The organism is Micrococcus sp. IITD107 (assembly GCF_041927415.1).
GTDB lineage: Bacteria > Actinomycetota > Actinomycetes > Actinomycetales > Micrococcaceae > Citricoccus > Citricoccus terreus.
In genome coordinates, this window is record NZ_JBHFFN010000002.1 from 1 (window position 1) to 13,266 (window position 13,266).

A 13,266-nucleotide genomic window follows, 5' to 3' on the forward strand; every position below is an offset into this window, starting at 1 on the left:
CGAGCACCTGTCAGACCAACACCCACCCGGGGTGCTGCGCGGACCGGTCGTCTCGGCCGGGACATTCACCGGGCCGATCGACCCCCGGGTCATCCGAGCCTGGGCCTGTGATGCAGACCTGATACCCGTCGTCCTAGGAGGTGCCGGTGACGTGCTGGACATCGGACGAGCCCAAAGACCCTTCCCGCCCGGGATCCGCAAGGCCATCATCGCCCGCGACCAAGGCTGCGCCGCCCCCGGCTGCGGGAGCCCAGCAGCCTGGTGCCAGATCCACCACATCCGGTACTGGAAGAAACACGAAGGGCCCACCTCCGTGGAGAACGGGGTCCTGCTGTGCTCCCACCACCACCAGGCCCTGCACCACGACCAACTCACCATCCAGATGAACAACGGCATCCCGCTGGTCCAGGACACCAGCGCGTCACAGCAGACCCAGGAACACCAACCCGTCCCCGCACGCAACCTGCACTGGCACGACCAATGAACCAGGGGACAGCTGTGTCGAGAACGCGAGAGGCTGAGAGGTCAGCTCCGCTGGTAGGCGAGATCGAAGATCAGGCGCCCTGCCCGTTCCGCTTTGGACTCGAAGCTGGTCAACGGGCGGGTGGCGAATCGGGGTGCCCAGCCGCCCTCGTGGTCCACGGGATCCTCCAGGGTGGAGGCCTGCGCCGCCTCGCGCAGGCCAGCGCGTGGCTGGGCCGGCAAGGGGGTCCCGTCCGGGGAGACGGCGCTCGGCTTCGCCTTCCGCAGCGGTTGGGCTCCGACCTCCAGTTCACGTTCCTCGAGCCGGACTCGTGTCAGGGGCGACTCCTCGCCGACCGCTCGTCCGGGGTGCAGGTTCGTGAACTCGGGGTGGGCCTTCATGACCTGGCGCATGTGGACGGCGTAACCCGACCAGTCCGTGGCCAGGCGCAGAATGCCGCCGGGCACCAGGGCGCGGGCAGCGCGGTCGGCGAAAGCAGGGGAGATGAGCCGGCGTTTGTGGTGCTTGGTCTTGTGCCACGGATCCGGGAAGAACACCCAGATCTCCTGCACGGAGGCCGGCGGCAGAAGCCGCTCCAGCACCTCAGGAGCGTTGGCCTGCACGCCGCGGATGTTGGAGAGCTCCTGGTCCTCGATCTCCACCAGCAGGGCGCCCAGGCCCGGGGTGTAGACCTCCACGGCCAGGAAGTTCCAGTCCGGGTGTGCGGTGGCGCCAGCTACGGTCGACTCTCCGAGCCCCGGACCGACGTCCACCACCAGGGGAGCGGTGCGGCCGTAGATGCGCTCGAGATCGTCCGGGGTGAGCGTGGCATCCGGGGCCACCGAGGTGTCCGCACGGTGCCGGGGCACGTCCAGGATGTATGCCGCGCGGCTGCGGTCCCAGCTCAGCTGCCGGCGGGTGGTCATCCGATCGCCTCGGCGGACGAAGGACACCGGCTCGCGGCGGTACAGGGCAGGATCGGGGTTCGGGTTGTGACCGTGTTCGTGCTCGCTCATCAAGCGTCCAGCCTACGTGGATGCAGCGTGCGTTCAGATTCGCCGCCGAGCCAGAAGCAGTGGCGGGCATCAGCATGCATGCCCACCACTGGTTCTGGGTCAACGGGACTTTGGAGCCGGTTCAGAGGGGAAGATCTCCTCGGCGGCGGTGAGGAAGTCGCGCATCACCGGACCATTGGTCTGGGCGCCGCCGAAGCCCTCGTTGAAGAACAGGGCCACAGCCAGGTCGCCGTGGATCGCCACCAGCCAGGTGTGTGCCAGGGTCTCGCCCTCAGAGACGAACTGGGCGGTGCCGGTCTTGGCCAGCACGGGGGCGCCCGGGACCTCCTGCAGGATCGGCACGGTGCCGTGGGTGACGGTCCCGGTCATCATCTCGCGCAGCTGGACCGCCTCCTCCTCGGTCAGGCCACCGTCCCCTGGGGCCGCCGCGGTGGGGAGGTCGATCTCCGGGTGACTGACCACCACTGGCTGGACGGTGTGACCGGCCGCCACGGACGCTGCCATCGTGGCCATGCCCAGAGGCGAGGCCTGCACCACGCCCTGGCCGAACAGGTTCGCGGCGTGCTCCGTGCCCTCGGAGTCCTCCGGGATCGAGGCCAGGAATGCGCCGTTCAGACCCACCACCGGCTCCGGCGTCAGCCCCAGGGCACGTCCGGCAGCGGCTTCATCCTCGGGGGAGATGTCCTGCCACTGCCCCACGAACACCGTGTTGCACGACTGCGCCATCGCCTCCTTCAAAGGAATCGCTCCGAGCGAGGCGGCCGGGTAGCCGTCGAAGTTCTTGATCTCCATGCCGCCCACATTGATGGTCGGCGGGCACTGCACCGTGGTGTCCGGGGTCATGCCGTTGCGCAGCATGGCCAAGCCGGTCACCACCTTGAACACGGAGCCCGGGGCATACCTCCCGGACGTCCCGATCGGCGTGCTCATTCCCTCCGGACCGGCGGCCGCTGCCAGCACATGCCCGTCCGAGGGGCGCACGGCAACCAGAGCCGAGGGGACCCCGGAATCGGCCAAGGTCTGCTCGGCCAGCTCCTGCAGTCTGCGGTCCAAGGTGGTGGTCAGGTCCTGGCCAGGCACGGGGTCCACCGTGAATCCAGGGCTTCCCGACGACGGCCCCTCACCACCTGTGGCCCCCTCACCGGGAGTGCCCGATGCGCTGGGCGAGGCCCCCGGGGAGGCGCTGCCGGAAGTCTGGGGCGAGGAGCCGCCGTCGAGAAGCGCGGTGCCGTCTGGGTTCTGGACCGTGATGTCCAGACCAGGCGTCCCGACGAGGTACTCGTCCCAGGTGGCCTGCAGTCCGGAGAGCCCGGCGGGCTGACCGGCGGTGAGCCGTCCGTCCGAGTTCTCCACCTGCTCGGCGGTGGGCTCGCCGTAGGTGCCGAGCACGCCGCGGGCGAAGGCGCGCGTGGGAGCGAGCACGGCGGTGTCCTCGATCAGTCGGCCGCCCGGGACCTGCTGGACCGCGGAGGTGGGCAGGTTCACCGAGCCGTCCGCGCGCAGGGTGATCGCCTCCACGAACGCCTGCTCGCCGGCAGAGGCCGCACGGGCGGCGAAGGCGTCGGGGTCGATCTCGGCAATGGCCGCCAGAGCTCGCGCGGAGGACTCGACCTCGTCCGGGGTGATGTGGGACTTGTCCAGACCCAGCCGGACCACATCCCGCTCCATCATCAGCGGGTCGCCGGCGCCGTCCAGGATGCGCCCGCGATCGGCGACCGTGGTCTCCGCCTCCAGGGTGCCACCCGGGGCGAGCCCTGCCACGACGTCGTCCGGGCGCAGATCCAACTCCCAGGCCTGGGCGTCCTCATCCCAGATTAGGTCAGCGGTGGTGGGGTAGGTCCAGGCCGAGCCCTCGGCGCCCAGCTCTGTGAGGTCCCAGGCGACGTCGAGGTCGGCGGTGGCCCGGTTCGCATCATCACGGTCCACCGCGACGTCGTTGACCGTAACATGGCCGCGCGCCTCGCCCAGGGGCTCGAGGACGGTGGGCAGTTCTTCTGCCACGGGAGCGGAACCGTCGGTCAGTGGCAGGTCCGAGAACTCGCGGGTGTCGATGGCGGCGGCGAGCCGCTCGGCGGTCAGACGCGGATCCGGGCGGGTGTCCGTCTGGCAGGCCGTTAGGGCGAGGACGCCGGACAGCAGCACCCCGGTGGCGGCACGCCGCAGGACCTGGCAGCGGGTGGGCTGTGGGGGAGTTGTGGGCGCCATGTCTGTCCTCTGGTGGGGATGGTGCTGCGTGGTGTCAGCGTACGGGTCCACCGGCGCGGACCCTGGTGGTCGACCTGGACCGGGTGGGCCGGGCTGAGCAGGCGGGGCACGGCAGGTGGCACGAACTCCATGGTGCGCCTGACAACACTGGGCGAGGGGCCGTCGTCGGGATGTTCAGGCAATCGTCACCAGATCGGTACCGTTCTGAGACCTGCGCCCTGAGCGGAGCCACACCCGCGAGGCTGGTCCGGTTGACCCGCGCCTGCGAGCATGGAGACATGAACGGTGCGAGCAGTGTCCTGAGCCTGATCCTGAACATCATCTGGCTGCTCTTCGGCGGGCTCTGGCTCGCGCTGGGCTACATGCTGGCCGGGGTGGTGTGCTGCCTGCTGATCGTGACCATCCCGTTCGGCATCGCGTCCTTCCGGATCGCCGGATACGCGCTGTGGCCGTTCGGCCGCATGATGGTGGACGCGCGCCCGGTCACCGGTCCGTTCACCGTGCTGGGCAACGTCATCTGGTTCATCGTGGCCGGGATCTGGATCGCGATCGGCCACGTGCTGACCGCCATCCCCATGTTCCTGAGCATTGTGGGCATCCCGCTGGCCATCGCCAACCTGAAGATGATCCCGGTGTCCCTGATGCCGCTGGGCAAGCGGATCGTGGACTCCGGCTCGACCGGCTCCCTGCCGCAGTACGCCCCCGCCGGACACGGTCACCGCTACCCGGTGGCACCGTACCGGGGCTGAGACTGATGCCGATGTCGGACCCGGCCTGAGCCCGGACCTCAGGCGCGGGTGGAGCCGCCGGACTGGCCAGCCCCGCCCTGAGACCCCTTGCTGCCCTTGCCCTTGGAGCGCAGGTCCAGCGACTCGTCGTTGAGCAGGGCGTCCACACGGGCCGCGGCCTCATCGGCGGACGGGGCCACGTAGTTCGGGTCGTGGGCACGGCGGCGGTTGCGCAGCACGCGAGCGATGATCCACCACGCCAGGAACAGCAGCACGGCGGCCAGCACCACATTGGAGAACACGTCCGCGTAGTCCGAGACCAGGTGCCAGGACTCGCCGAGCAGGTAGCCGCCCCAGACGAAAATCGTGTTCCAGAGGGCCGAGCCCAGCAGAGTCAGTAGGGTGAACAGGCCCAAGTGCATGCGCTCGATGCCCGCCGGGATGGAGATCAGCGAGCGGAAGATCGGCACCATGCGGCCCAGGAATACGGTCCAGTAGCCGTGCTTGTGGAACCAGCGCTCGGTCTTCTCCACGTCCTCGAAGTCCACCAGCGGCAGCCAGTCGGCGATCCGGTACATCCGCCGCCGTCCCAGGGCCGCGCCGATGCCGTACAGCGCCACCGCGCCCACCACGGAGCCGATGGTCGCCCAGATCACCGCCTCCCACGGGCCGAACGAGCCGTTCGCGGCGGTGAACCCGGCCAGCGGCAGGATCAGCTCCGAGGGGATGGGCGGGAAGATGTTCTCCAGGAACACCGCCAGCGCCACGCCGATCGGACCGATCGCCTCCATCACCTGCACCACGATGTCGCCGAGCCAGCCGTAGGAGACCTCGCCCCCGTCCTGGGCGGCGGTGGCCACCGGGAGATTCCCGACGACGGCACTCACCTCAGCGGGGGCGGGCAGGGCGGACAGCGGGGAGACAGAGGAAGACATGGCCCCCATTGTTCCGCACGGTGTGGGGTGGAAGGACACGGGCACGCAGACGGGTGCCGAACCTCACGGCGAAGAACCAACTGGACGGGCCCGCCGGCGTGGGGCAGCCGTGGCAGGTCAGGAGCGGGTGTCCTGGGCTGCTGCCCTGTGGAAAGCTGCACAGGGTACGGGCATAGTGGAGGACATGAGGCTCAAGCCGTCCACCGCCGGACTGGTCGGCGCGCACGTGATGAGCTGGGTGTCCCTGTCCCCGAGCTTCATCCCGCGGACCTGGTGGATGACGGCGGTCTCCACGGGCTTCTCGCAGGCGTTCGGGTACCTGGTGGGCGCGGCCGGGCATGGACTGGCCCGATCCGCCGTCCGGCTGACCGGTGCGGAGATCGCCGTGGACCCGGCGAGATTGCAGCCGGTGCGCGAACGGGTCCCCTGGGCGATGGCCGGCATCAGCGCCGTGGCCTGGCTGCGGTCGGTGAACCGCCAGGCAGAGATCTGCGGACTGATGGAGACCCGACCCATCCCGTTGAAGGAGCACGCCTACGGCACCGTCATGGGTGCGGCCCTGGGCGCCTCGCTGATCCAGGCTGGCCGCGCGCTCACGGCAGGCGGTCAGGCTGTCTCTCGCGTCCTGCGGCCCGCGCTCCCGGAACCGGCAGCGGCACTGGCTGGAGCCGTCGTCGCGGGTGCTGCCACCACCCTGGTGCTGGACAAGGTGGTCTACCGGCGCCTGCTGGAGCGCGTCTCCCGGGCCGCCCACGAGACCAATGACCTGCTGCTGCCCGGGCGCTTCCAGCCCACCGAGCCGGAGCGATCCGGATCGCCGGCGTCCCTGGAGCCGTGGGACACGCTGGGGTCCAAAGGGCAGGCCGTGGTCTCGGACGGCCCGCGCGCGGTGGACATCGAGGGCGCCACCGGGGAGCCCGGGCTGACGCCGATCCGCGCCTACGCCGGCTGGCGCGAGGACCGAGACCTGGAGGCCACCGCCCAGGCCGTGGTGGCCGAGCTGCGGCGCACCGGCGGGTTCGAACGGAAGGTGCTGCTGGTCATCAACACCACCGGGACCGGGTGGCTGCAGGAGTGGTCGGCCTCGGCGGTGGAGTTCCTCACCGGTGGGAACTGCGCGCTCGCGGCCATGCAGTACACCTATCTGCCCTCGGGCGTGGCCATGGTGGTGGACCGCGCCACACCCACGGCTGCGGGGGAGGCGCTGCTGCACGCGGTGGAGGCCGAGCTGGCCACACGTCCGGCCGACCGTCGCCCGATGCTCCTGGTGGGCGGGGAGTCCCTGGGGGCGCTGGGTGGGACGTCCGCGTTCGACGGGCTGCAGGACATGCTCGAGCGGGTAGACGGTGCTGTCTGGACGGGGATGCCGCGGATCTCCGCGTTCTGGCGGCAGCTGGTGTCCCGGCGGCGCCTGGGCACCCCGGAGATCCTCCCCGTGGTCGACGACGGCCGGCACGTCCGGTTCGTCTCTCGCCCCCGCGACCTGGTCACCGACATCACCGGGGTGGACTACGGGGAATGGCACCACCCGCGCGTGGTGGTGGCCCAGCACCCCTCCGACCCCGTGGTGTGGTGGAGCCCGGAGCTGATGTGGCGGGAGCCGGAGTGGGCGCGCGAGCAGGCCGGATCCGACGTCTCCCGGTCAGTGCGGTGGATGCCCTGGGTGACGTTCTGGCAGGTCGCCTCGGACATGCCGCGATCAGCCACCGTCCCCGGGGGACACGGTCATCGGTATCTGGAGGAGATGGTCCCGTACTGGGCCGCGGTGCTGGGGCTGGATCCGCTGGAGGACCGCTCGAGGATCGTACAGGCGATCCGTCGACTGATCGTGCCCAGCGAGGGGTGAGCGCCGGGTCTCACCCACTGGCGAACCGGATGTCTTGCCCGGCGGGGTCGCCAGGCGTAGCTTCGCCGCATGGCTATCCGCTGGTACTCCGTGGTGATCGACTCCCAGGACGTGGCCGCCCAGGCTCGATGGTGGGCTCGGGTGCTCTCCTGGGAGATCGTCTACGAATCAGACGACGAGGTGGTGATCGTGCCGCCGATCGCCGTCCAGCAGGAACAGGACCCGTCCTCCACCCCGTTCGCCGACCGTGCTCAGGGGTGGGTGTTCGTGCCCGTCCCGGAGGGCAAGACCGTGAAGAACCGGATCCACCTGGACCTGGCACCGGACCGGGACTCGGACCACGCCGCCGAGGTCCAGAGGCTGGTTGACCTCGGTGCGCGCCACGTGGATGTGGGCCAGATCGAATCCGGGCCGGACGCCGTCACCTGGACCGTGCTGGCCGACCCCGAGGGCAACGAGTTCTGTCTACTCTCCCCGCGTGACTGACATGACTGACGCGACTGATCGGAGCACCCCATGAACACCGAGGACCGACTTCTGACCTGTCTCTGGTTTCCCGGTGAACAGGCAGAGGCGGCTGCGACCCACTACGTGGACACCTTCGCGCCCTTCCGACGGGACACCGCCCTGGGCACTGTCACTCGGGCGCCTCTGGACCTGGTGGACCGGGACGGAGAGTTCCGAGCTGAGATCCGCCGGGAGGGCGACGACGTCCACGTCGAGCAGGGGCGGGTGCTGATGGTCGAGTTCACCCTGGACGGCCGCCCGTTCATCGCGATGGACGACAACCGCTCCGGGCGGACCTTCACCGATGCCACCTCCTTCCAGGTGATCTGTGAGGATCAGGCCGAGGTGGACCACTTCTGGGATCGGCTCACCGCGGGCGGCGAGGAGGTCATGTGCGGTTGGCTGAAGGACCGGTTCGGCGTGAGCTGGCAGGTGGTGCCCCGGCTGCTGATGAAGCTGATGTCCGGTGCCGACCGTGAGGCGGCCGGGCGGGTGCAACGGCAGATGATGTCCATGGTCAAGCTGGACCTGGCGCCCCTGGAGGCCGCCGCGCGCGGCTGACGCAGTACCTCAGGGGATCCTGCCCCGGCGTACGCTGAGGGCTCATGGAACCCTGGATGGCCCTCGCCGCGCTCGCCGCCTGCATGGTCGGGGCGTGCCTGCAGCGTGTGTCCGGAGCCGGCGTCGGACTCGTGGTGACCCCCGTGATGGTGCTGATCTTCGGCCCCGTCTCCGGGGTGCTGCTCACCAACGCGACCACCATCGTCTCCGCCGCCCTGATCATGTCCGTGGTCTGGCGGAACATCGACTGGCACCGCTTCTGGCAGATCGCACCCATCGGGCTGCTCGGCTCCGTGGCCGGAGCGCTGCTGGTGGGGGCGCTGCCCGCAGCCGTCCTGCAGGTGGTGGTGGGCGTCGTCGTGCTGGTGGCCCTGGTGATGACCTTCGCCCTGCCGCGCGTGCCCCATCTGACCGGGCCCGCGCCGGCAGTGGCCGCTGGGACCGTGGGCGGGTTCCTGAACACCGTCGCGGGGGTGGCGATGCCGGCCATGGTCATCTACGCCACTGTCTCGCGCTGGGAGCAGGCGCGGTTCGCGGCCACCCTGCAGCCGGTGTTCCTCACCTTTGGGGCGCTGTCCGTGGCCACCAAGCTGGGCATGGGGACCGCCTCGGTGGAGCAGCTGCCGCCGCTGTGGTTCTTCGGGCTGCTCGCCGCCGGGATCGTGCTCGGGGTGCTGGCCGGAACCATCCTCTCGACACGGGTCAGTGCCGTGCGGGCCCGATGGGTGGCCGTGATCCTGGCCGGAGCCGGTGCCGCTCTGACTGTGGTGCGCGGACTCACGCTCTGATCCAGCCGTGACACGCCGCACGGGATTGGCGATAGGCTGAAGGACGGAACCACACCGACCCATCGGAAGGACACCCCCATGAGCATTGTCCAGATCCCCCTGCGCCTGACCTCAGGCGCCTTCATCCTGAACTCCGGCATCGGCAAGACCAAGATCTCCGAGGAGCAGGCTGAGGGCATGCGGGACATGGCCGCCAACGGCATCCCCATGCTGAAGGACCTGAGCCCGGCCCAGTTCAAGCAGTTCATCGTGGCCTCGGAGATCGGTGTGGGTGCGGCCCTGCTGGCTCCGTTCGTTCCCGGCTGGCTGGCCGGCGCCGCCCTGACCGCCTTCTCCGGCGGACTTCTGGCGATGTACAAGAACACCGAGGGCATGACCCAGGAGGACGGCATCCGTCCCACCCAGGAGGGCACCGCCGTGGCCAAGGACGTCTGGATGGCCGGCATGGGCCTGGCCCTGATGGCCGACGGCGCCGTGAACCGCACCGCCCGCAAGAACGCCGCCGCCGCCCGCCGTGCCAAGCGCATCGGCAAGGCCAAGGACTCCAAGGTCGAGGCCATCAACAAGGCCCGCGACGAGCAGATCGAGGCTTTGCGTGCCGCTCGTCACGACCTGGCGGAGCTGCGCAAGCAGATCTGATCCCGCTCAGGCACTGACCGCCTGACACCCACTGAGGCCACGCCGCAGGTGCTCCTGCCGCGTGGCCTCAGTCGTTCCCGCAGACGGGCCCGGGGGAGCGGGGGAGCCGAGCGGTGCGCGGGGGCTCGGAACCGTGTGGAGCGCGAGGCGGGGAGCGGGAGGCGGGGAGCCTGTCAGCCGGAGATCTGGGAGGCCAGCCGTGCGGTCTGGTCCGGGGTCAGCACCGCTGCGGGGTGGGGGCCAGCGCCCAGCAGGTCCGCGCGCAGGTCGTTCAGCTGCTCGGTGTGTGCGGGCGCCAGCGCGGGGCCGGCGGCGAGCACCAGATTCCCGGCCTCGCGCCGCTCGATCAGGTTCGCGTCGGCCAGCGTCCACGCGCCGCTGAGCCCCGCACCCGCGGCAGCCTGTTCCAGGCCGGCGGCCTGCCTGGCGTAGAACCGGTGGCCGTTGTCGTCACCCACGTTGACCAGCAGCAGCCCTCGCTCGGTCAGGGCACCCAGCAGCTCGGCGTAGAAGTCCGTCCCGGTCAGATGCTCCACCTCACCCTCGCCGGTGTAGATGTCCAGCACCACGGCGTCGAACAGGCGGGGGCTCAAAACGGCGAGTTCGGCACGCGCGTCCCCGATCACCACCTCCAACTCCGTCCCCTCCGGCAGCGGCAGCTCGGTGATCACCAGGGACGGCAGCTCGCGTTCCAGCTCCACCGTCACCTGGTCCGACCCCGGTCGCGTGGCCTGCACATACCGGGGAAGCGTGAGCGCCCCGGCCCCCAGGTGCAGGACGCTGATCGGCTCGCCCAGTGGGAACGAGGGGTCGAGCAGCGCCGCCATCCGAGCCAGGTACTCGTACCGGATCCGGGTGGGCTCGGCCAGGTCCACGTGGGACTGGATCATCCCCCCGATCTCCAGCACCCAGCCGTCGTCATGCTCATCCGGGACGATCCGCGCCTGCTGTCCGGACACGCTGAGCTGCACGGTGCGGCCGGAGGGTGAGGGGGCGGCGGGCGGCGGAGGAGATGGAGGGCAGACCATGGGTCCATTCTCCCGTTACGCTGAGCCGCGTGAGCACCGCTCTGGAGATCCACTACCCCTTCACGGGCCGCTGGCTGGTGCAGAACAGTCCGGCGAACCGGGTTCCCAGCCACGGCACGGAGCTGTTCGCCACGGCACATGCCTTCGACTTCGTCCGGGTGGATGAGCAGGGCCGCACGGCTCCGGTGCGGCTGCGGTCTCTGGTCCGCACCGAACCGCCGGAGTCCTTCCCGGGCTTCGGCGCGCCGATCCTGGCCCCGGTTGCCGGGACAGTGGTCTCCGCGCATGACTCCGTGCCGGACCACCATGCCCACCGCGGGCTGCCCTCCCTGAGCGACGCCGACTGGCTGACGGCTGGGCCGGGCTGGCCGGGAACCACGTGATCATCCGGGTGTCCGAGCGCGGCACGTTCGTGGCACTGTGCCACCTGCAGCGGGGCAGCGTCCAGGTGTCGGTGGGGGAGATCGTCCGGACCGGTCAGCCGGTGGGTGCCTGCGGGAACTCCGGCAACAGCACCGAGCCGCACCTGCACCTGCAGGCCCAGGACGCCCCTGACCCTGCCGCGGCTGCGGCCGTGCCGTTCACCCTCCAGGGGTCAGTGCCGCGCAACGGGCAGATCGTCCACGTCCCCTGACCCGAGGCGGCGCTCAGCCGCCGATCTCTGCGGGCGTGGACCAGCCGTCGTCGGGATCTGCCGGAAGGTCCTTGATCACCTTCGCAGGCACGCCGGCAGCCACGCTGTCGGCCGGGATGTCCTTCACGACGACGGCCCCCGCGCCGATCACGGAATTCTCACCGATGGTGACGCCAGGGCCGACGATCGCCCCGCCGCCGAGCCAGACGTTGTCCTCGATGGTGATGGGGGCGCTGCCCTCCCACTTGTCCCGGCGGGGGCCGGCCTCGAGCGGGTGGGTGGCGGTGAGCAGCTGCACGTGCGGGCCGAACTGGCAGTCCGCTCCGATCCGCACCGGGGCGATGTCCAGCACCGTGAAGCCGAAGTTGGCGAAGGTGCGCGCGCCAATGCTGATGTACCGGCCGTAGTCCACGTGGAACGGGGGACGGATCTCGATGTCCTCGCCGGCGTGGCCGAGCAGCTCCTGGAGGATGCGGCGGCGCTCGGCACGGTCCGTGATGGAGCTGGCGTTGTACCGCTCGGTCAGCAGCTGGGCGCGCGTGGAGAGCTCACCGAGCTCCGGATCCAGGGCGATGTACGCCTCTCCGGCCTCCATCCGCTCACGCATGGACCGGCCATTGGGACGGTAGGGGTTCGTGGGGGTGGGGGGTGTGCCGGCGGCGTCGGTGCCAGTCAGGGGGCTCATGGTCCCACCCTACGGAGCGTTCGGGCCTCGTTCACAGCGTGTGGCTGGGATTCCGCGGTCGAGGACCACCGTCATCACGGATTCTCAGCCACACGTTGTCCTCGGCGGTCACGAGAACAGCTGCTGGACCAGTGCGATGACTCTGACGAACCCGTTGTTCAAGTCCTCATGCGTCACACGGATCACCCGCCACCCGTGGCTCTGGAACCACGCGTCCCGTCGAGCGTCAATGGCCTGCTGTGCGCGAGTCAGGTGGTGGCCGCCGTCGTACTGCAACGCGATTCTCCACTGTGGATAGGCGAGGTCTGCGGTGAACGGCGCCCCCGGTGCGGGCGAGACCTGCAGCTCCGGCTCTGGGAGTCCCGCGCCCACGAGAGCGAGCCGCAGCGCCGTCTCCGGGGATGAATCGGCGCCGACTCGGATCAGGCCCAGTGCCGCTCGGGCCAGCCGGACGCCCTTGAAGGTGCCGATGGTCGAGAGCTCCTGGTCGAGTCGTGCCGGTGTGGTCAGAGGGGAGTGCCTGATTCCGTTGACCCAGGGGGAATGCACAAGATGGTCACCGGCCGCCACCAGATCGATCAGCTGCTCGTCGTCCATCATCGCCGCCAGATCCAACCACGCCCGCTCCGGTGTGACCGCGGGAACGTCGAAGCGGACGCTGCGATGTCGCTCAGGCAGTGGACGGCGGTGGCCGACGACTCCCGCGCGCTGGGCCCGGCGACGCTGGTCTGGGCCGGTGAGATGAACTCGCGGGTCGCCGGCCAGGGCTGGGGGCAAGGGCACTCCATAGAGATGCGCGGCGGTGGTGTGGGAGACGAAGCCTCCGCAGACCTGGGTGAGGGCGGCCAGCGATGCGGTGTCCAGCCCGTGAGGCGGTTCGTCGAGACGCAGATAGGACCACGGCATCTCCGGGAACAGGGAGGACCGATACAGGCCGTGAGAGACGCGCCGCAGATCCGACCTCTGGAGGCGTTCATCCGAGACGTCAGCGGCTCGGGCCGCGGCACGCGTGACGTGGGCGCGCCGGATGATGGGAGGCAGAGGTCTGCGAGCAGTCATGGACTCACCGTGCCGGGTGGAGGTTCGCCGGGACGACCTGCAGGGGGCAGCTGTGGAGAGGCGGCTGCTCTGGAGCACCTGTGGAGGAACGACGGGAGGTCTCCAGGGCATCCTCGTGGAGAGTGTGGCTTGAAATCCGCGGTGGCAGACCGAAGGACCTGTGATGTCAAGC

15 protein-coding genes are annotated in these 13,266 nt (G+C 70.0%); 9 read left to right on the forward strand and 6 right to left on the reverse strand.

From position 1 onward, the window contains the following. Nucleotides 1-484: HNH endonuclease signature motif containing protein (locus tag ACEXHE_RS04325; RefSeq protein ID WP_374784862.1), on the forward strand; the 484-nt coding region annotated here is incomplete at its 5' end. Nucleotides 485-525: 41 nt separating this feature from the next. Here ACEXHE_RS04325 and trmB read toward each other — a convergent pair. Then, entirely contained in the window at nucleotides 526-1,479 is a 954-nt protein-coding gene (gene trmB / locus ACEXHE_RS04330) for a tRNA (guanosine(46)-N7)-methyltransferase TrmB (RefSeq protein ID WP_374784863.1), read from the reverse strand. A 99-nt stretch (nucleotides 1,480-1,578) separates the two neighbouring features. Then, the gene (locus tag ACEXHE_RS04335; RefSeq protein WP_374784864.1) at nucleotides 1,579-3,684 is read right to left on the reverse strand and encodes a penicillin-binding transpeptidase domain-containing protein; all 2,106 of its coding nucleotides are present in this window, start codon (nucleotides 3,682-3,684) and stop codon (nucleotides 1,579-1,581) included. 299 nt (nucleotides 3,685-3,983) lie between these two features. On the opposite strand from ACEXHE_RS04335, the gene ACEXHE_RS04340 reads away from it, so the two are divergent. Further along, entirely contained in the window at nucleotides 3,984-4,433 is a 450-nt protein-coding gene (locus tag ACEXHE_RS04340) for a YccF domain-containing protein (RefSeq protein WP_374785237.1), read from the forward strand. 38 nt (nucleotides 4,434-4,471) lie between these two features. Here the strand turns inward: ACEXHE_RS04340 and ACEXHE_RS04345 are convergent, their stop codons facing one another. Further along, nucleotides 4,472-5,347, reverse strand: coding sequence for a DedA family protein (locus ACEXHE_RS04345; RefSeq protein WP_091695872.1), 876 nt, complete (start codon nucleotides 5,345-5,347; stop codon nucleotides 4,472-4,474). Nucleotides 5,348-5,531: 184 nt separating this feature from the next. On the opposite strand from ACEXHE_RS04345, the gene ACEXHE_RS04350 reads away from it, so the two are divergent. From ACEXHE_RS04350 to ACEXHE_RS04370, 5 genes are all read left to right on the forward strand, one after another. Then, nucleotides 5,532-7,193, forward strand: coding sequence for an alpha/beta-hydrolase family protein (locus ACEXHE_RS04350; protein WP_374784865.1), 1,662 nt, complete (start codon nucleotides 5,532-5,534; stop codon nucleotides 7,191-7,193). Between the two features lie 69 nt (nucleotides 7,194-7,262). Beyond that, entirely contained in the window at nucleotides 7,263-7,679 is a 417-nt protein-coding gene (locus ACEXHE_RS04355) for a VOC family protein (protein WP_374784866.1), read from the forward strand. Nucleotides 7,680-7,709: 30 nt separating this feature from the next. Next, nucleotides 7,710-8,261, forward strand: coding sequence for a VOC family protein (locus tag ACEXHE_RS04360; RefSeq protein ID WP_091695878.1), 552 nt, complete (start codon nucleotides 7,710-7,712; stop codon nucleotides 8,259-8,261). 44 nt (nucleotides 8,262-8,305) lie between these two features. Further along, nucleotides 8,306-9,049 carry a TSUP family transporter gene (locus ACEXHE_RS04365; protein WP_374784867.1) on the forward strand — a complete coding sequence of 248 codons (744 nt, stop codon included), beginning with the start codon at nucleotides 8,306-8,308 and terminating at the stop codon, nucleotides 9,047-9,049. Nucleotides 9,050-9,127: 78 nt separating this feature from the next. Then, complete coding sequence (locus tag ACEXHE_RS04370) at nucleotides 9,128-9,688, forward strand: hypothetical protein (protein WP_091695882.1); 561 nt, start codon at nucleotides 9,128-9,130, stop codon at nucleotides 9,686-9,688. 173 nt (nucleotides 9,689-9,861) lie between these two features. Here ACEXHE_RS04370 and ACEXHE_RS04375 read toward each other — a convergent pair whose 3' ends face one another. After that, a complete protein-coding gene (locus tag ACEXHE_RS04375) occupies nucleotides 9,862-10,716 on the reverse strand; it encodes a spermidine synthase (protein WP_374784868.1) in 855 nt (284 codons plus the stop codon). Nucleotides 10,717-10,745: 29 nt separating this feature from the next. On the opposite strand from ACEXHE_RS04375, the gene ACEXHE_RS04380 reads away from it, so the two are divergent. Together ACEXHE_RS04380 and ACEXHE_RS04385 are read left to right on the forward strand one after the other, a co-directional pair. After that, on the forward strand, nucleotides 10,746-11,099 hold the full coding sequence (locus tag ACEXHE_RS04380; protein ID WP_374784869.1) for a hypothetical protein: 354 nt from the start codon (nucleotides 10,746-10,748) through the stop codon (nucleotides 11,097-11,099). After that, on the forward strand, nucleotides 11,096-11,350 hold the full coding sequence (locus tag ACEXHE_RS04385; protein ID WP_374784870.1) for a M23 family metallopeptidase: 255 nt from the start codon (nucleotides 11,096-11,098) through the stop codon (nucleotides 11,348-11,350). The genes ACEXHE_RS04380 and ACEXHE_RS04385 overlap by 4 nt, the downstream gene beginning before the upstream one ends. A gap of 13 nt (nucleotides 11,351-11,363) precedes the next feature. Here the strand turns inward: ACEXHE_RS04385 and ACEXHE_RS04390 are convergent, their stop codons facing one another. Further along, nucleotides 11,364-11,957, reverse strand: a complete 594-nt coding sequence (locus tag ACEXHE_RS04390; protein WP_374785238.1) for a sugar O-acetyltransferase — start codon at nucleotides 11,955-11,957, stop codon at nucleotides 11,364-11,366. 186 nt (nucleotides 11,958-12,143) lie between these two features. Beyond that, complete coding sequence (locus ACEXHE_RS04395; protein WP_374784871.1) at nucleotides 12,144-13,094, reverse strand: DUF559 domain-containing protein; 951 nt, start codon at nucleotides 13,092-13,094, stop codon at nucleotides 12,144-12,146. Nucleotides 13,095-13,266 lie beyond the last annotated feature (172 nt).